Genomic DNA, 17,402 nt, shown 5'->3' with positions numbered 1-17,402 from the left:
GATGTGCGTTAACAAGGATATTCATGCTCGGCCTGACCTCTGTTTGTGTTTTTCTCTTTTCGGCATTGGCGTTGGCTGTCAACAGCGGATATTCCTTTGGCGCGCTGGTCCTGCTGCTGGCCAGCAGCTGGCTGCTATGGAAGCGCCCCCGCCTGCATCTGCAGCGCCGGGACTATCTGCTGATGGGCGTGATGCTGGCCTACTTCCTTATTTTCACCGCCAATATGCTGTACCACGGCGATCCGGCGCGAGAACTCGACATGCCCTTGCGGGTGCTGCTGGCCTTGCCCGTGCTGCTGCTGCTGATTGCTTATCCGCCGCGGGCGGCGGCATGGTGGAGCGGCCTGGCAATTGGCGCCATCGCGGGGGCAGCCTTGGCGGCTACGCAATATATTCCTAGCAGCCCCTTCCGGCCACAAGCCGCCACCAGTAACGCTATTCACTATGGCAATGTCAGCATGCTGTTTGGCATGTTGACGTTATGTGGGATCGAGTGGGCCATCAAACAGCGCCATCGAATCGCCTGGAGCGTGCTATTGCTGGCAGGCGGCTTAATCGGAATTTTCGGCTCCATCATCAGCGGTAGCCGCGGTGGCTGGCTGGCGCTGCCCGTCTGCGGATGCATATTTGTCGTCCACTACGCGAGAACACGCGGCAAGCACTATATGACTGGCCTGCTGGCGGCGCTGCTGGCCGTGGCGGTACTATCCTACATAGTGCCCAATTCCCCCGTGCTTGAACGCGCGACGGATGCCGTGGAAGATTTGAAAAAATTTGAAGACAGCGACAACGTCAGCACGTCAGTCGGCCAACGGCTGGAAATGTGGCGTACAGCATTAACTTTATCCAATGACCATCTTTGGTTCGGCATGGGACGCAACGGCTACTTGGAGGCAAAGAAAAAACTGTCGACGGAAGGAAAAATGAGCGAAATTGTGTTGCATTACACCAACGCGCATAACGATTACATCGACTCCCTGGTCAAGCGTGGCATCTTCGGCCTGCTGGCCCTGCTGCTGCTATTCCTGCTACCGCTGACTCTGTTCACGAGGGCATTGCGTCACGGCCCCGCAAGCGCGCAACCATTTGCGCTGGCCGGCGTGATGCTGTGCACCTGCTACATGATTTTTGGCCTGACGACGAGCTCGCTCACCCTGAATATCGGCATCATCATGCTGGTCTTCCCGATGGTGATACTGTGGGCCATGCTGCGCCAGCAAGAACGCATTGCCTGAGTTCGTTTTTCGCCTGACCGTTTTTGCTGTCCCCTGCAAGGAACCATACCGATGCTCACGCCCGACCTGAAGCGCCTCACCGCACTGCACGCGCCCTACAAGAAACACCTGGCCCTGGCCTTGCTGGCGATGGTCGTCACGGCGGCCACGGAACCGCTGCTGCCGTATGCGCTCAAGCTGCTGCTCGACAATGGCTTTGGCGGCAAGGTGAATTTTTCCTTCTGGCTGGTGCCGCTGATCGTCATCGGCATCTTTGCCATGCGCGGCGCGTCGACGTTCGCCAGCAGCTATCTGATGAGCTACGTCTCCACGCGCATCCTCAACGAGTTGCGGCGCAGGATGTTTGCCAGCATGCTCAACTTGCCCATCGACTTCTACAACACGCACACGGTGGGCAAAGTCATCAACTCCATCATGTTTGAGGTGCAGCAGATCATCGAAATGGTGACCAAGGTGTTTACCTCGATCGTGCGCTCCTCGCTGACCGTGCTGGGCCTGCTGGCGTGGCTGCTGTACCTGAACTGGGTGCTGACCCTCGTGACCCTGGTGCTGCTGCCCCTGCTGACCATCGTCGTGCGCACCACGGGCAAGCGCCTGAAAAAACTCAACCGCGACTCGCTGGCCGTCAATGCCGAGCTGACCCAGGTCATCGAGGAAACCACGCGCGCCCAGCAAGTGATCAAGATCTTCGGCGGCCAGGACTACGAAAAATCGCGCTTCGAAGAGCGTGCCGAGCAATTGCGCCGCTACAGCATGCGCATGACCACGACCTTTTCCGCCACCGTGCCCATCACCCAGGTGATCACGGCCGCCGCCGTGGCCCTGGTCATCGTGATGGCCCTGTTCCAGTCGGAGCAGGGGCAGATCACGGTCGGCGGCTTCGTATCCTTCATCACGGCCATGCTGATGCTGCTGACGCCCTTAAAACAGCTGGCCGAAGTCAACGGCCCCCTGCAGCGCGGCATGGCCGCCGCCGAAGAAGTCTTTTTACTGATCGACAAGACGCCAGAGCGCACGGGCGGCACGCCGCTCGCTGGCCGCAGCAAAGGCCGCATCGAGTTCAGGGACGTAAGCTTTGCCTACCCCGGACATCAGGAACCAGCCCTGCGGCACATCGACCTGAGCATTGCGTCAGGACAAACGGTCGCCTTTGTCGGCATGTCCGGCGGCGGCAAATCGACCCTGGTCAGCCTGCTGCCCGGCTTTTACTCGGCCAGCAGTGGCGAGATCTTGCTCGATGGGCAGAATATCGATGCCATCGCCCTGACCAGCCTGCGCAGCCAGATCGCCATGGTCAGCCAGCAGGTGGTGCTGTTCGACGATACCCTGGCCGCGAATATCGCGTATGGCGATGCGGCGCCGGACCGGCAGCGTATCGAAGCGGCGGCGGCTGCCGCCTTCCTGTCGGACGTCATCGACGGCTTGCCAGATGGCCTGGACACGCGCCTGGGCGACAACGGCTCGCGCCTGTCCGGCGGCCAGCGCCAGCGCGTGGCCATCGCCCGCGCCATCTACAAGGATGCGCCCATCCTGATCCTCGATGAAGCCACCTCGGCACTGGATACGGAGGCGGAACGGGCCGTACAAGCGGCACTGGAACACCTGATGCAAGGAAAAACCACCTTAGTTATTGCTCATAGGCTATCAACAATTGAACGTGCGGACCGTATCGTGGTATTGTCACATGGGAAAATAATGGAAACCGGCAGTCACCAGCAATTATTGGATGCCAACGGCGCGTATGCCAATCTGCATCGCCTGCAATTTTCCCAGCAAGTGGTTTGACACCATCGACCGAATACCTGAAATCGTACTGATACATGACGCCTTTGATTCCCGCCGAACTTCTACAAAAGTCGGACAAAATTCTTTTCATCGCCCATCTGGCGCTGGGAGACTTTACCTACCTGCAAAACGGCTTCCGCGCCTTTGCCGCGGCCTATCCCCATATCCAGATCCACCTGTGGGTCGATGAAGTCCGCCGCACGTCCGACTCCAGGCAATGGGAAGGCTTGCGTACCTATTCGCTGTACGACTGGGTGGAGCAATCGGGCCTGTTCGCCAAGGTGTACCGCAAGACCTACAGCCCGGCGCTGTACGAAGAATCCCTGCGCGAGGCCAAGGCGGAACGCTATCCTGTCGTCGTGTCATTGGCCCACGTACGGCCACAGCAATACGCGGATCTTGCCCGCGCGATCAGCCCGAATGGACTGGTAATCGGCACGCGCAAACCGTTCAGTCCGCTGCGCCCCTGGCATTACCTGGCCTACCGCAAGATCGATGCCGTGCTGGCCTCGTATGCGGGACAGGATGCGGGCGAGCACCATATCAGCAGCGTCTATGCGGACTGGTTCCGTCAATTGACGGGACTCGACATTCCCGTGGCCGAACGCTATCCCTTCGTGCACATTCCCGAGCACGCGTTGCAGCAGGCGCAGCAGCAGCTGGCCGCCTGGGGCTTTGCCCCGCGCCAGGGTCCGCTGGTGCTATTGAATCCGTTTGCCAAGTCGCACAAGCGCGGCTGGCCGCTGGAGCGCATCGCCGAACTGATCGCGCGCATGCAGGCGATGCCAAAGTGGGCAAATGCCTGCTTCCTGATCAATGCCATGCCGCAGGAACTGGCCAAGGTGAATGCCGTCGTGCAGGCGCACAACTTGCCGCGCACGCAAGCCTTCAGCGCCGTCGACAACTTTTTCCAGCTGCCGGCCATGCTGGCGCAATGCGACCTGATTATTTCGGTGGAAACGTCGATCATGCATCTGGCGAACGCCGTGCATGTGCCCGTGGTGGCGCTGATGCGCAAGAAGAATCCGGAATGGGCGCCGTTCGACAGCGCCAACAGCACCGTCATCACGGTGGCCCGGCGCAGCGACTGGGTCAAGGCGATCTCGGTCGATCAGGTATTGCAGACCATCGCCTAGACAACGCGGCAGCGGCTAGCCGGTGCCCAGCATGCTGATGCGCACCAGGTCGGCCACGTTGTCGACACCCAGCTTGTCCATCAGGCGCGCCTTGTGCACTTCCACCGTGCGCACGGAAATGCCCAGTGCCGGGGCGATATCGCGGTTGTGCTGGCCCGTCACCACCAGATGCATCACTTCCCGCTCGCGCGGCGTCAGCGCGCGCAGCAAGGCTTGCCCCTCCACCTGGCGCAGCAACTGGCCGCGCGCATGCGCCTCGCGCGAAAACGCTTCATCGATGGCGGCCAGCAGCTTGTCGTGGTCAAACGGTTTTTCCAGGAAATCGCTGGCCTGCGCCTTGAAAGCCTGGCGTGCCAGGGTGACGTCGCCGTGCCCCGTGATAATGATGATGGGCAGCATGCATTTCAACTCCAGCAAACGGCGCTGCAGGCTCAGGCCATCCATGCCGGACATGCGGATATCGATCAGCAGGCAGCCGGCCCACTCGGGCCGCCAGCTGTGCAGGAAATCCTCGCCGCAGGAAAACAGGGCCGTGCGGTAGCCGCGTATGCCCAGCAGCAAACCCAGCGCATCGCGCACGGCGGGATCGTCATCCACGATAAACACCGTCAAATTACTTGTCACCATACTCTCCTGTAGCGGCCGCGCTGGCGCACGCCAGGGGCAGGACAAAACGAAAAATGCCATGCTTGCCCACTTCGGCCCATAACTGGCCGCCATGCGCTTCGACAATGCTGCGGCTGAGCACCAGCCCCAGACCCAGGCCGCTGGCCTTGGTCGAGACGAACGGTTCGAACAGGCGTGCCGCCAGGCTATTGGAAATGCCGGGGCCGCTATCCTCCACGGACAGCCGCAGCCGCCCGCCTTCGAGCCGCTCGGCAGAGACCGTGATGCGGCGCCGGCCGCGCGGCTGGCCCATCACCGCATCCTGCGCATTGGCCAATAAATTACGCAATACCAGCTCGATTTGCAGGCGGTCGGCGTTGACGGCCAGCGGCGACGGCGGCGCCAGCACCAGTTCGATGCCATGCTCATGGAACAGCGGCGTGAACTGCCGCGCCATGCCCTCGATCAAGACGCTCGCCTCCACCGCTTCGAGCTGCATCGCGCCCGTGCGGAAAAAGTCGCGCAGGCGGCGTACCACGTCCGCGGCGCGGCCCGATTCGACGATCATATGCCCCACGGCGCCCTGCAGCAGGGCGCCGGTCTCGCCCCGTTCCAGCAAGTATTCGCACGCCTTGCCATAGGTCGACAAGGCCGTCAGCGGCTGGTTCAGCTCATGCGCGAGCGCCGCCGCCATCTCACCGGCGGCGGCCAGGCGCATCGTGTGTTTCAATTCGTCGGCCACCTGGCGCATTTCATCGACGACGATGCCGATAAAAAACCCCACCAGCGCCAGCACGGCATCGAGCAGCTGCAATTCATAAAACTGGATATCGACCGCATGCGTCCATTTCACCAGAGTAATGATGCATAGTTGCAATACAAACACGGCCAGCACGGCGCCATGCAAGCCCTGGCGCGAGGCGGCCCAGATCACGGGGAGAAACAGGAAATAGAAATGCTTGTATTCGGAACGCACGATGGAACCGAAGAGGCTCCACAGCACGAAGCTGGCCAGGGCCAGATACGCCAGGGTTTCCCAGCGCCAGACGGCGGCATGCAGGCGTTCGCGCCCCCGCTCGCTGAACAGCACCCAGATCAACGGCATCGATACCAGCATGCCGACCATGTCGCCGATGCCGAAGCGCCAGACTGCCGTCCCCCATTCGCCGGCCGGGATGCGTCCCGTCAGCGACAGCAGGGAAATGTAGCCGAGCGCATTGAGCACGGTGCCCAGCAGCACGATGGCAACCCAGGCGCTCAGGCGGCGCCGGTTGTCGAAGATGTCGCTGCTACTGAAACTGCGGCGCAAGACTGCGCCGATACCGCCATAGCCGAGCATCAGCCACGCCGAACAGAGCAAGGTCAGGGGCAGGCCTGCCGGCATGCCGCGCACCAGCACCTCGCCGGCCACCAGGGCGATAAACCACGGCAGCGCCGCCTTGCGGCCGTGGATCAGCCAAAATACCAGGCCCAGCGCGGGATCGGGATTCCAGGGGGTGATGTTCAGCCCGTACATCGGATCGATATACGTGGCCCAGTCAAACAGCAGATACAGGCCGACAAAGGCGGGATACGGCAGGTAGCGGGACAGGAGTGGGCGCATAACGGTGTTTTTTAACTGTCCCGCATTATGCATCGCAAGCGTGCGCCACGCCATGCCATCTTGCGTTATAAGCACACAAAATAATTTTCATGCAATATCGCAAGGCGCGCCGACAGAATCAGGCCTCGGCCAGCGGCAGGCGCACCTCCACCAGCAAGCCCAGGCCGCCATTGCCTCTGTGCAACTGAATCGTGCCGCCATGCTGTTGCACGACGGAAGCGACGATGGACAAGCCCAGGCCGCTGCCCGGCTGCGCCTGCTGCGGCGCGCGGAAAAAGCGGTCGAACACGCGTTCATACAGCGCCGGCGCGATACCCGGCCCCTGGTCGGCCACATGCAACACGGCCTGGCCCCGCTCCGCATGCAGCGACACCGTCACGCTGCTGCCGCGCGGGCTGTACTTGATGGCGTTTTCCACCAGGTTGTCGATCAGCGACACGAGGCTCTCGCGCTGCCCGGGCACGCTGAGCGAAACGCTGGCTTGCAATTCGAGCTCGATATCGCCCGCCTGCGCCAGGCCGGACAGGGCCGCCAGCCGATCCTGCAGCAAGGTATCGAGCGCCTGGCGCCGCGGCAGCTCGCCCCCGCCCGCCTGCACTTCGCTGCGCGTCAGCTGCAGCAACTGGCCCACCAGGCGCGCGGCCCGGTTGCCGCTGTTCAAGATACCGTCCAGCAGCTCTTGCTGGCGAGCATCATGCGCCTGTCCCTGCAAGGCCTCGACATTCACGCGCATGGCCGCCAGCGGCGTGCGCAGCTCATGCGTGGCGTCGGCGATGAAGCTGCGTTCGCGCGCGGCACTGGCATCGACCCGCTGCAGCAGGGCATTGATATTGTCGACCAGCGCCGCCAGTTCGCCATGCGGCGGCTTGAACGTCAGCGGACGCAGATCCTGCGGCCCGCGCGCCGCCACCTCCTGCGCCACCTTGCGCCACGGGCGCATGGCAAGGCGGATCGACAGCCAGGCCGGCACCAGCAGGAACGGCAGGCTGATCAGCAACGGCAGCAGGTAGTAGCCGCGTGAATTGATCGTGATGAAAAATTGCCAGGCGCCGCCCACTTCCAGCACGGTCACGCGGGTGGCCCCTTCGGCCAGGCTACGGCTGCGCCAGGCCTGGCCCTTGACGTACACCACTTCCATCTGTTCCGGGCCGGCGCTGCGGATGCCGCTGGGCGCATTCGGCGACTTGTAGACCAGCTTGCCCTCGCGCCAGACCAGGATGCGCGGCGCCAGTTCCGGCACCTTCCCCATTTCAAATTCCTCGCGCAAGGCTTCGTCGATGGCGCGCAAGCTTTGCTCCTGGCGCACGGGCTGGTCAGCCAGGTTGTCGGCCACGCTGATAATGGCGTGCAAGACCCCGCGGGTCACATTGCTCGCTTCGCTCGTGCCCTCGAACAGCACATACGCCACGGCCAGGCTCCACAGCACGGTCAGCATCAGCATTTGCGCCATCATCAGGCGGCGCACCAGGGTGGGCCGGCGCAGCATGGCCCATAAACGGCCCATCATGCGCCGGTACCCGGCGGGACGGATGTCTCGCCCTGCTGATCGATGACATAGCCGACGCCGCGCACGGTACGGATATACCCCTCGCCTATCTTGCGGCGCAAGTTACCCATATGCACATCCAGGGTATTGCTGGCATTGGCCAGCCCGCCTGGCAGGATATGCTCTTCCAGCACGCGGCGCGTGATGACCCGGTTGGCGCGCATCAGCAAGGTTTTCAGCAGGGCATATTCACTGGCGGTGAGTTCCACGGGCCGTCCATGCACACTGACCCTGCGCGTGGGCACCTGCAGCAGCAGGCCGCGCAACTCGATGGTGTCGCCATCGAAACCGTAGCTGCGGCGTGCCAGGGCGCGCACGCGCGACAGCAGCTCGGCCAGCACGAAGGGCTTCACCAGGTAATCGTCGGCGCCGCCGTCCAGGCCCCGCAAGCGCTGCTCCAGCGTATCGCGGGCACTGAGGATCAGCACCGGCAGACGCGCCGCGCGCAGCCGGGCCAGCAAATCGAGGCCATCGCCGTCGGGCAAGCCCAGGTCCAGCAGCACCAGTTCGCAACTGTCGTGCTCGATGCTGCGCGCCGCATCCTCCAGGCTGCGCACCCAGACCACTTGCATGCCCTGGTCGCGCAGGGCGATCCGCACGCCATTGCCCAGGTCCATATCGTCTTCAATCAGCAGTATCTTCATGGTGAGTATTAAACCACCGCAAGCTGAAGAATGGGTAAAGAAGCGTTCTTCATCCAATCTTAATAAAAGGCTCATTTTTCCTTCATGGCAAGGATGGATACTGTCGGCAGTCAATCGAGCCACTCCGGACTCGGTTCTCCACCTGACGGAAAATTCCATGCACGCACCCACAACCCTGCTGACCGCGCTGGCACTCGCCAGCGGCATGATCCTCAACCCGCTGGCCGCCGCCGCGGCCGAACCGGCCCCGCAAAATGTCTTCACCATCGGCGGCGGCGTCGCTGCCGTGTCCAGCTATTCCGGCGCCGACAAGCTGTCGGCCTCGCCCCTGATCATCCTCGATTACGCCATGGCCAATGGCCTGTTCTTCAGCACTTCGCGCGGCATCGGCTATGGCGGCCAGGCCGGCCCCTTCAGCTACAGCGCGGCATTGGGCTACCGCGGCAACCGCGAAGACCACAAGCGCAATGGCGCCAATGGCTGGGGCGGCAGCGATTACCTGAAGGGCATGGGCGAAGTCAAGGGCAACGCCAGCGCTCTGCTCAGCGCGGGGTATTCGCCCTTGCCGGGCCTGTCGCTGAGCGTGTCGAGCGACATTCCCCTGTCAAACCGCGAAAATGGCGCGAATGTGCATTTCGGCGCGACGGGCCAGATCTACGGCCGGACCGATGCCAAGGGCGCGCAGCAGGACAGCGTAACCATCGGCGGGCAGCTGGGCTGGGGCGAGCGCAAGTACGTGCAGACCATGTATGGCGTGACGGCCACCCAGGCCGCGAACACCTCGTTCAAGCAATACACGCCCAAGGGCGGTTTCTATGAAGCACAGGCCACCATCAACTGGGAGCACCGCTTCGATGCGCGCTGGGGCATCAATACCCTGGTCGGCGTCGAGAGCCGCCTGGGCGACGCGGCCAAGAGCCCCATCGTGCAGCGCAAGACCTCCCCGGTCGGCGCCGTGTACGTCACTTACCGCTATTAAAACCGTGACGGCATAAGGGAAACCCGTACGCTGTTTCGCCAATTTACAGAGGGGGATGGCATGGATAAGATGACATGGTTTTCCCACTATGGCGATCCCTTCCATGCATGCATCGCGCCTTGCCCCGCAACGTCACCGCGCCCCGGACAGCGCCGCGGGCACGGGCGGCAAGCCGGGCCAGGATACCTTGCTGCTGCTCCTGCCCGTCAAGCGCGCCAGCGACATCATCTACGGTGCGCGCTACGCCAGGCGCCTGCAGGAATGGGGTATCCAGGTCAGCGTCAGCCTGCTGCACGTGACACCGGCGCCAGCGCGCCGGGCCGATGGCTTGCCCCAGCACAACGCCGGCGAATGCCATGCGCTGGACCCGGCCACGCAGCACATGATGCACGAGGCGGGACTGTACCTGAGCCGCTCTCAACTCGCCTTCAATACCCATATTTTTGCCGGCGAGCTGCTGTTTACGATCCTCGATACGGCTGAACTGCTCGGTTGCCACGAAATCGTCCTGCCGGCCCTGCGTCATAGTCCCTGGCAGCGTCGTTTTTCCGGTGCGCTCGCGCGCAAGCTGGCGCGCGCTACGCGCAGCGCCACGGTATTGCTGGCCGACACCGACGGCATGAGCGGGCCGCCGCCGGCCTGAAGCGCCGCCAGCACCCCGCGTCCGGCCCATCCACATTCACATGAAAACTCTTTGATGACACAAGCTATTACCCTGCATGCGGGCCTGAGCAATATGCCGCCAGGCATGTCCCGCATGCGCGAGCTGCTCAAGCTGCAATTGCGGGCGCAACTGCAGCGCCGCCAGACGCGCATCTGGCTGCAGCTGCTCAATTCCCACCCCGTGTTCCAGGACTTGCTGCAAGCCTACCCGCGCCTGATGCACAAGGTGTACCGCCCTTACCTGAGCACGAACCTGTCGTGCCGTCAGCGCGTCGCCTTGCTGGTCGAACACTATCATTTCATCCTGCAACAGGGCTGGGGCAAGTTGATGACGCAGGCGGCGCGCGCGCCGGTGCGGCTGGGCACCGTGCCGGGAAAGTCGGGCGCGCCCTACCACCTGCAGCTGTGTTCGCTACAACCGATGGACCGCGAAGGCGAGATGGTCCTGCAACTGGCGCACGGCGATGACGTGATCTACTCGGTCGCGTTTACCTTTTTCGGTTCGCGCGCGCGCGCCAGCATGAGCGTGGGCATCGGTTGCATCCAGGGCCCGCGCGGCGCGGAAGGCTTGCGCCGCGTGCGCGAAGCCACGCGCGACCTGCATGGCATGCGCCCCAAGGCCCTGATGGTGCGATTGGTGCGCCAGCTGGCACATGAACATGGCTGCCGCAATATGGTGCTTGTAGGCAACGTCAACCGCGCCGTCCATCATTCCGCCAAAAAGGGGCGTTTGTTCGCCGACTACAATGCCCTTTGGCAAGAACTCGGCGCTCAGGCACGCACGGATGGCGATTTTGAGTTGCCATGCGAAAACTTGCCCCTGCCTGCCCTGGAAGACATTCCCTCGAAAAAGCGCTCGGAAGCACGCAAACGCCACGAACTGACGCTGGCCATGATCAGCAGCCTGCGTAACGGCCTCGACGCCCATCGCAGCCCGGTGCAGCTCGCCACGGCAGGCGCTGCGGCAGCCGCCAACGAAGTACGGCAAGCGGTCGATCTGGATGACGACGACTACGCTTCCGCTATCGCCTGAGTCCCCCGGCCACTGCACGATGCCCCGCCCCCGCATCGTTGTTTGCCATCGCTGCCGCACCGCCGCCCCTCCTGCAACACACGCTTCAACCCATGCGCGGCCCAATCCTGTTACGCTAGCACTATCGGCATGCACTGCGGTGCGCCGGTTCCCCCAACGCTTACTAGGAGGCAAGTCATGCGCGTAGACATCTACCGCCGGGCCGAGCACGACGGCATTTTTTCCTACCTCGCCGTGCCGGAAGGAAAGCTCATTCCGGAAGAAGTTACCAATACCGACTGGCAGCTGGAAGTACGCGCCAGCGAAGTGGCTGACGATGCCGAGATCTTGCCAAACTACCATATCGAACAGCCGCACCAGCAGATCGCCGCCAAGGGCTATGCGATCACGGGCCTGAAAGACATGTAAACGAAAAAAGCCAAACCAGCATGTCTGCGGTTTGGCTTTGTTGCATGCGCCGGGCGGTGCCGGTCAGTATTCGACCGCCACTTCTTGCGCACCCAGCATTTGCTCCAGCGCCATCTGCAATTCATCCGATGGTGCCACTTTCCATTCGTCCCCGAACTGCAGCACGCAACTGACGCCTTGCGGGCTGACCTTGGCGGCGATCGGCAGTCCGTCCGCAGCCCGGTGCGGCATGATCACGTCGCTGATGCGCTTCATGTCCAGCGTCGTGGGCAGAGTCAAGCCCAGCTGGCGGCCATACTGCACGCGCGCAGAGATGATGTCGAAGGCGCTCTCGGCCGTGATGCGCAAGCCGCCCGAAAAGCGGTCTTCCGACACCTTGCCCACGACGGCGAGGAATTCATCTTCCTTAAAGATTTTCCGGTTGGAATCGAACAATTCGCCGTACACCGTCACTTCCACCGTACCGCTCTTGTCGTCGAGCGTAACGATGAGGATCTTGCCGCGCTGCGTCATCTGCGTGCGCAAACCCGTGATGACGCCCGCCATCATGCGCGGTTCGCGCGACGGCGACAGTTCCGACAGTTTCGTGCGGGCAAAACGACGTGCCTCGGGCGCATACGAATCGAACAGGTGGCCGGACAGGTAGAAGCCCAGCGCGATCTTTTCTTCCGTCAGGCGCTGTTTATCTGTCCACACGGGCACCTTGACGTACTCGGGCGGCGCCACCATGTCGCTGTCGTCGCCGCCGAACAGGCTCACCTGGTTTGCCGCCTTGGCCGCCTGGTCGGCGCACTCCATGGCGAACGCCACGGACGCGAGCAGGATGGCGCGGTCGACCTTCAGGCAATCGAAGGCGCCGCTGCGAATCAGGGATTCGATGGTGCGGCGATTGATTTGCTTTTTATCAACTCGCTTGCAGAAATCGAACAGGCTGGTGAATGGCCCGCCCGCCTCACGCGCGGCGATGATGGCTTCGATGGCGTTCTGGCCGGACCCCTTCACGGCGCCCAGGCCATAGCGGATCTGCGTGACTTTCTTGCCGCTCACGGATGGCGCCGCGCCGCTCGGCATGAAGCGGTAATCGGATTCGTTGATATCCGGCGGCAACAAGGTCAGCTTGCAGATTTCCAGCGAGTCTTCCACCAAGATCTTGATCTTGTCCGTGTCGTCCATGGCCAGCGACAAGTTGGCGGCCATGAAGGCGGCCGTGTGGTGCGCTTTCAGGTAAGCCGTGTGATACGACAGCAAGGCATAGGCGGCGGCGTGCGATTTGTTGAAACCGTAGCCGGCGAACTTTTCCATCAAATCGAAGATCTCGTCGGCCTTTTCCGCCGTCAAGCCATCTTTCGCCGCACCGGCGCGGAAGATCTCGCGGTGCTCGGCCATCTCTTCGGCTTTCTTTTTACCCATGGCGCGGCGCAGCATGTCGGCGCCGCCCAGCGAGTAGCCGCCGACGATCTGCGCCATCTGCATCACCTGCTCCTGATACACCATGATGCCGTAGGTTTCGGACAGAATCGATTCCGTGCGCGGATCGGGATAATCGAAGCGTTCGCCGTGCTTGCGCTTGCAGAAATCCGGAATCAGGTCCATCGGGCCCGGACGATACAGCGCCACCAGCGCGATAATGTCCTCGAAGCGGTCGGGACGCGCGTCTTTCAGCATGCCCTGCATGCCGCGCGACTCCAGCTGGAACACGGCCACGGTCTTGGCCTTGGTCAGCAAGTCATACGATGGTTTGTCGTTCAGCGGCAAGGTGGCCAGATCGAAATTGGCTTGCGCGGGATCAAGCTGCTTGATGTAGCGCACGGCGCGGTCGAGAATCGTCAGCGTGGTCAAGCCCAAAAAGTCGAACTTCACGAGGCCGACGGCTTCCACGTCATCCTTGTCGTACTGCGACACGACGCCCGAATCGCCGCCCTGCGTGTACAGCGGGCAGAAATCCGTCAGCTTGCCCGGAGCGATCAGCACGCCCCCCGCGTGCATGCCGATATTGCGCGTGATGCCTTCGACCTGCTGCGCCAGGTCCAGCAGCTGCTTGACCTCTTCCTCGTTTTCCAGGCGTTCCTTGAGCAACGGTTCTTCCTCGATGGCGTCGGCGATCGACACGGGTTTGCCGGGCTTGAACGGGATCAGCTTGGAGATGCCGTCGCAGAAGTTGTAGCCGAAATCCATCACGCGGCCCACGTCGCGGATCGCGCCCTTGGCCGCCATGGTACCGAAGGTGGCGATCTGCGAGACAGCCTCCTTGCCATACAAATCCTTGACGTGCTGGATGACTCTGTCGCGCCCTTCTTGACAAAAGTCAATATCGAAGTCGGGCATCGAGACGCGTTCGGGATTCAGGAAGCGCTCGAACAGCAGGTTGTATTGCAATGGATCAAGATCGGTAATCAGCAGCGAATACGCCACCAGCGAACCCGCGCCCGAACCGCGGCCCGGGCCGACGGGCACGCCGTTTTCCTTGGCCCACTGGATAAACTCGGCCACGATCAGGAAGTAGCCGGGGAATTTCATGTTGCAGATCGTGTCTGTCTCGAATTTCAGGCGCGACTCGTAGCGCGGGCGCTCCTTTTCACGCCGTTCGGGATCGGGATACAGCTGTAATAAACGTTTTTCCAGGCCCGCCTGCGATTCGGCGACGAGGAACTGATCGATCGTCATGCCTTCGGGCGTGGGGAAGTTCGGCAGTTGCGGCTTGCCCAGGGTCAAAGTCAGATTGCAGCGCTTGGCGATTTCCACGGAATTGGCCAGCGCGGCCGGCAAGTCGGCGAACAATTCCGCCATGTCGGCCTGCGACAGGAAGCGCTGGCTGTCATTGAAGCGCTTTACCCGCTTGGCATTGGCCAGCATTTCGCCTTCGGCGATACAGGTGCGGGCTTCGTGGGCAATGAATTCTTCGGGGGAAATGAATTGCACGGGATGCGTGGCCACCACGGGCAGGCCCAGCTTGGCTGCCAGCGCCACCGCGTGGCGCACCTGCGCTTCCTGGTTGGCCTGGCCGCCGCGCTGGATCTCGATATAGAAATGGCCAGGGAAAATCTCGGCCCAGCGTTGCGCATTGCGCTCGGCCAGGGCCAGGTTGCCATTCTCGATGGCCGTGCCAACATCGCCGAAGTGCGCGCCCGACAGGACGATCAAGCCATTCGCCGCGCTTTCGCCCGGATACAGCTCATAGGTATTCGTCGCCAGCGCCTGCAGCCATTCGATGCGCAGCTCGGCACGGCCCTTGTACTGGTTCGTCAACCAGGCCGTCGACAGCAATTCGCACAGTTGCAGATAGCCCATGCGGTTCTTCGCCAGCAGCAGCAGCCGCGACGGCTTTTCGCGGTTGTCGTCATTCGTGATCCACACGTCGACGCCGACGATGGGCTTGATGCCCTTGCCGCGCGCTTCCTTGTAGAACTTGACCATGCCAAACAGGTTCGACAGGTCGGTGACGGCCAGCGCCACCTGCTTGTCCTTCGCCGCCGCCTTGACCACGTCGTCGATGCGCACCAGGCCATCGACGATCGAGTACTCCGAGTGCACGCGCAAATGGACGAAGGCAGGGCCGGGCTGCATCGCTTGCTGTGAACCTGCCGGAGCGCCGGCCTCTTGCATTACCATTTCCATCCTGTGTACCGTTTCGTGCAAAATTCAATGGGGTCTATTCTACCGCGTCGCGGCCCCGGACCGGCGGTGCGGCCCCCGGTTGCGGGCAAGAAATTCCTGCCCTGCACAGCCCGCCGGCACGGCAAAACGTGGCTGGCCGGGTATCCCGCCAGGCCTGTCGGGCTTATAATATCGGCTGTTCAGTCTAAGCCGATCGCCATCATGCAAGCCATCACCCCAGCAACACCCGCCGTTTCCGCCGCCGTCAGCCCGTCCGCCACCACGTTTGTCAATATCGCCGCGTATAAATTCATTACGCTCGACGATACGGAAGCCATGCGTCCCTTGTATCAGGAGCAATGCCTGGCGCTGGAACTGAAGGGAACGATCCTGCTGACGCCGGAAGGCATCAACATGTTCCTGTCGGGCACGCGCGAGCATATCGATGCCTTCCTCGCCTGGGTCCGCAGCGACGCGCGTCTGGCCGATCTGGAGTGGAAGGAAAGCTTGTCGAACGAACAATCGCACAAGCGCATGCTGGTCAAGCTGAAAAAAGAAATCATCACCATGCGCATGCCGCTGATCAAGCCGGAACTGGGCCGCGCCCCGTCCGTCGACGCGCATACGCTCAAGCGCTGGCTCGACGCCGGCGTCGACGATGCGGGCAAACCCGTGGTCATGATGGAAACGCGCAACGCCTTTGAAGTGGACGTGGGTACGTTCAACAACACGCTTGATTACCGCATCGACAAGTTCACGGAATTCCCGGCCGTGGCTGCCGCCCACAAGGATGAGCTGGAAGGCAAGACCGTCGTCACCTTCTGCACGGGCGGCATCCGCTGCGAAAAGGCCGCCATCCACATGAAGGAAATCGGCTATGACAGCGTGTACCAGCTCGACGGCGGCATCCTGAAGTATTTCGAGGAAGTGGGCGGCGAGCACTACACGGGCGACTGCTTCGTCTTCGATTACCGCACGGCGCTGAACCCGAAACTGGAACCAACGGAAACCGTGCAATGTTTCGTCTGCCGCGCCGTCGTCACGCCGCGCCAGCAGCTGGCGCCGGAATATGTGTATGAAGTGTCATGCCCGCATTGCTACGGCAAGAAAATCGCTCAATAACGTCAGCCCAAAATCATGGTGAAGAAATGTGTGGCTTGGTGGCCACACATGACGCAGCACGCCTAACCTGACGCTCCAAGACATTGCAGTCAGCACCCTGAAATGGTTGCCATGCAATGTTTAGATAGAGAATCTTTTAACATCATTACATATTCCACCACATACACGTCCGACTCTCGCGCCAAACGCAAGCAAATGTAACAACATTGGATTTGCTTGGAGCTTTAATAAACACTGTTCGTCTCCACAATAATAATTGCCGTTTGGATATTTTTAATATCAGGCATTATTGCGTGCTTTATTTCACATTCTTTCCGATCCACCTGTAACCGGACGGTGTCCGTTGAAGCGATGCATACATGGCAATTCCATGTGTTCTGAATTATAATCAAGAGCTAATTGTTTTTTGTCGCATGGGAAATTTTAGATGATTTTGGTAACAGGAGAGCCGAAGTTTATTATTTTATAATTTCACTTCATGCTGACTCGGCTTGCACGGAACGATGAACCAGCAACTGATGTGATAAGCACGCTTGCTCGGAAAGCTTGCTCGGAAAATTAGCGCAACAGGTATCCAGTCTACCGAGCTATTTTTCCAGCCGGTTTTCTATTCATGACGCCCGGCGTTGCGAAAATTACCATACCAAAAAACAACGCTACGCGATCAGGCCATGGGCCGGCGAGTTAGTGGCAAGCATCAAGGTATCAACTTGAGCGATGCGGAAAAGCAGGGACAAGAGCAGACATGGTAGCGTGTGGCCTGACCTGTACACCGAACTTATACTTTGCCACCAGGCACTGCGCTGGCCGATCAGTTGTACGGGCGCCAGCCCGCAAACCAATGAGGCAGGCAAATTTAATTCGTTCAATAGGAATAATAAAAATGAAAGCAGTCATTCTTGCGGGTGGCCTCGGCACCCGGATCTCCGAAGAGACCCACACCAAACCCAAGCCCATGATTGAAATTGGCGGCAAGCCAATTTTGTGGCATATCATGAAAAGCTATTCAAGCCATGGCATCAACGACTTTGTGATTTGCTGCGGCTAC

General features: G+C 61.3%; 14 protein-coding genes. 9 read left to right on the top strand and 5 right to left on the bottom strand.

Annotated elements, in window-relative coordinates:
* Window positions 1-23: 23 nt before the first annotated feature.
* The 3 genes from NCG91_RS17205 to NCG91_RS17195 are packed head-to-tail and all read left to right on the top strand — an operon-like array spanning window position 24 to window position 4,156.
* Window positions 24-1,235 carry an O-antigen ligase family protein gene (locus NCG91_RS17205; protein WP_251350542.1) on the top strand — a complete coding sequence of 404 codons (1,212 nt, stop codon included), beginning with the start codon at window positions 24-26 and terminating at the stop codon, window positions 1,233-1,235.
* 51 nt (window positions 1,236-1,286) lie between these two features.
* Entirely contained in the window at window positions 1,287-3,020 is a 1,734-nt protein-coding gene (msbA, locus tag NCG91_RS17200; protein ID WP_251350541.1) for a lipid A export permease/ATP-binding protein MsbA, read from the top strand.
* Between the two features lie 35 nt (window positions 3,021-3,055).
* Complete coding sequence (locus tag NCG91_RS17195) at window positions 3,056-4,156, top strand: glycosyltransferase family 9 protein (RefSeq protein WP_099666679.1); 1,101 nt, start codon at window positions 3,056-3,058, stop codon at window positions 4,154-4,156.
* A 15-nt stretch (window positions 4,157-4,171) separates the two neighbouring features.
* Here NCG91_RS17195 and NCG91_RS17190 read toward each other — a convergent pair whose 3' ends face one another.
* From NCG91_RS17190 to NCG91_RS17175, 4 genes are all read right to left on the bottom strand, one after another.
* Window positions 4,172-4,780, bottom strand: coding sequence for a response regulator transcription factor (locus NCG91_RS17190; RefSeq protein WP_216350414.1), 609 nt, complete (start codon window positions 4,778-4,780; stop codon window positions 4,172-4,174).
* Window positions 4,770-6,365 (bottom strand): ATP-binding protein, encoded by a 1,596-nt coding sequence (locus NCG91_RS17185; protein WP_251350540.1) that lies wholly within the window; start codon window positions 6,363-6,365, stop codon window positions 4,770-4,772. The genes NCG91_RS17190 and NCG91_RS17185 overlap by 11 nt, the downstream gene beginning before the upstream one ends.
* A gap of 118 nt (window positions 6,366-6,483) precedes the next feature.
* On the bottom strand, window positions 6,484-7,872 hold the full coding sequence (locus NCG91_RS17180; RefSeq protein WP_251350539.1) for an ATP-binding protein: 1,389 nt from the start codon (window positions 7,870-7,872) through the stop codon (window positions 6,484-6,486).
* On the bottom strand, window positions 7,869-8,555 hold the full coding sequence (locus NCG91_RS17175; RefSeq protein ID WP_099666677.1) for a response regulator: 687 nt from the start codon (window positions 8,553-8,555) through the stop codon (window positions 7,869-7,871). The genes NCG91_RS17180 and NCG91_RS17175 overlap by 4 nt, the downstream gene beginning before the upstream one ends.
* Window positions 8,556-8,712: 157 nt before the next feature.
* On the opposite strand from NCG91_RS17175, the gene NCG91_RS17170 reads away from it, so the two are divergent.
* The 4 genes from NCG91_RS17170 (at window position 8,713) to NCG91_RS17155 (ending at window position 11,638) form a co-directional block, all read left to right on the top strand.
* A complete protein-coding gene (locus NCG91_RS17170) occupies window positions 8,713-9,534 on the top strand; it encodes a MipA/OmpV family protein (protein WP_251350538.1) in 822 nt (273 codons plus the stop codon).
* 103 nt (window positions 9,535-9,637) lie between these two features.
* Window positions 9,638-10,177 carry a universal stress protein gene (locus NCG91_RS17165; RefSeq protein ID WP_143451469.1) on the top strand — a complete coding sequence of 180 codons (540 nt, stop codon included), beginning with the start codon at window positions 9,638-9,640 and terminating at the stop codon, window positions 10,175-10,177.
* Window positions 10,178-10,231: 54 nt separating this feature from the next.
* Entirely contained in the window at window positions 10,232-11,230 is a 999-nt protein-coding gene (locus NCG91_RS17160) for a VirK/YbjX family protein (protein WP_251350537.1), read from the top strand.
* Between the two features lie 177 nt (window positions 11,231-11,407).
* Window positions 11,408-11,638, top strand: coding sequence for a DUF6139 family protein (locus tag NCG91_RS17155; protein WP_092713976.1), 231 nt, complete (start codon window positions 11,408-11,410; stop codon window positions 11,636-11,638).
* A 63-nt stretch (window positions 11,639-11,701) separates the two neighbouring features.
* Here NCG91_RS17155 and dnaE read toward each other — a convergent pair whose 3' ends face one another.
* On the bottom strand, window positions 11,702-15,241 hold the full coding sequence (gene dnaE / locus NCG91_RS17150; RefSeq protein ID WP_251350536.1) for a DNA polymerase III subunit alpha: 3,540 nt from the start codon (window positions 15,239-15,241) through the stop codon (window positions 11,702-11,704).
* Between the two features lie 213 nt (window positions 15,242-15,454).
* On the opposite strand from dnaE, the gene NCG91_RS17145 reads away from it, so the two are divergent.
* Both NCG91_RS17145 and NCG91_RS17140 read left to right on the top strand, forming a co-directional pair.
* Window positions 15,455-16,354 carry a sulfurtransferase gene (locus NCG91_RS17145; RefSeq protein WP_099666672.1) on the top strand — a complete coding sequence of 300 codons (900 nt, stop codon included), beginning with the start codon at window positions 15,455-15,457 and terminating at the stop codon, window positions 16,352-16,354.
* 883 nt (window positions 16,355-17,237) lie between these two features.
* Window positions 17,238-17,402, top strand: a 165-nt coding sequence (locus NCG91_RS17140; RefSeq protein ID WP_251350738.1) for a sugar phosphate nucleotidyltransferase, incomplete at its 3' end; no start/stop codon positions are given.

It is taken from the genome of Janthinobacterium kumbetense (assembly GCF_023703445.1).
GTDB classification, from domain to species: domain Bacteria; phylum Pseudomonadota; class Gammaproteobacteria; order Burkholderiales; family Burkholderiaceae_D; genus Janthinobacterium; species Janthinobacterium kumbetense.
Note: the sequence above shows the minus strand (reverse complement) of the source record. Positions and strands in the feature narration are given on the sequence as shown.

What these genes read in the sequence shown, in the direction of transcription:
- NCG91_RS17205 (WP_251350542.1), top strand. Translation starts at nt 24, where the DNA reads ATGCTCGGCCTGACCTCTGTTTGTGTTTTTCTCTTTTCGGCATTGGCG.
- msbA (WP_251350541.1), top strand. Translation starts at nt 1,287, where the DNA reads ATGCTCACGCCCGACCTGAAGCGCCTCACCGCACTGCACGCGCCCTAC.
- NCG91_RS17195 (WP_099666679.1), top strand. Translation starts at nt 3,056, where the DNA reads ATGACGCCTTTGATTCCCGCCGAACTTCTACAAAAGTCGGACAAAATT.
- NCG91_RS17185 (WP_251350540.1), bottom strand. Translation starts at nt 6,365, where the DNA reads ATGCGCCCACTCCTGTCCCGCTACCTGCCGTATCCCGCCTTTGTCGGC.
- NCG91_RS17180 (WP_251350539.1), bottom strand. Translation starts at nt 7,872, where the DNA reads ATGATGGGCCGTTTATGGGCCATGCTGCGCCGGCCCACCCTGGTGCGC.
- NCG91_RS17175 (WP_099666677.1), bottom strand. Translation starts at nt 8,555, where the DNA reads ATGAAGATACTGCTGATTGAAGACGATATGGACCTGGGCAATGGCGTG.
- NCG91_RS17170 (WP_251350538.1), top strand. Translation starts at nt 8,713, where the DNA reads ATGCACGCACCCACAACCCTGCTGACCGCGCTGGCACTCGCCAGCGGC.
- NCG91_RS17165 (WP_143451469.1), top strand. Translation starts at nt 9,638, where the DNA reads ATGCATGCATCGCGCCTTGCCCCGCAACGTCACCGCGCCCCGGACAGC.
- NCG91_RS17160 (WP_251350537.1), top strand. Translation starts at nt 10,232, where the DNA reads ATGACACAAGCTATTACCCTGCATGCGGGCCTGAGCAATATGCCGCCA.
- NCG91_RS17155 (WP_092713976.1), top strand. Translation starts at nt 11,408, where the DNA reads ATGCGCGTAGACATCTACCGCCGGGCCGAGCACGACGGCATTTTTTCC.
- dnaE (WP_251350536.1), bottom strand. Translation starts at nt 15,241, where the DNA reads ATGCAAGAGGCCGGCGCTCCGGCAGGTTCACAGCAAGCGATGCAGCCC.
- NCG91_RS17145 (WP_099666672.1), top strand. Translation starts at nt 15,455, where the DNA reads ATGCAAGCCATCACCCCAGCAACACCCGCCGTTTCCGCCGCCGTCAGC.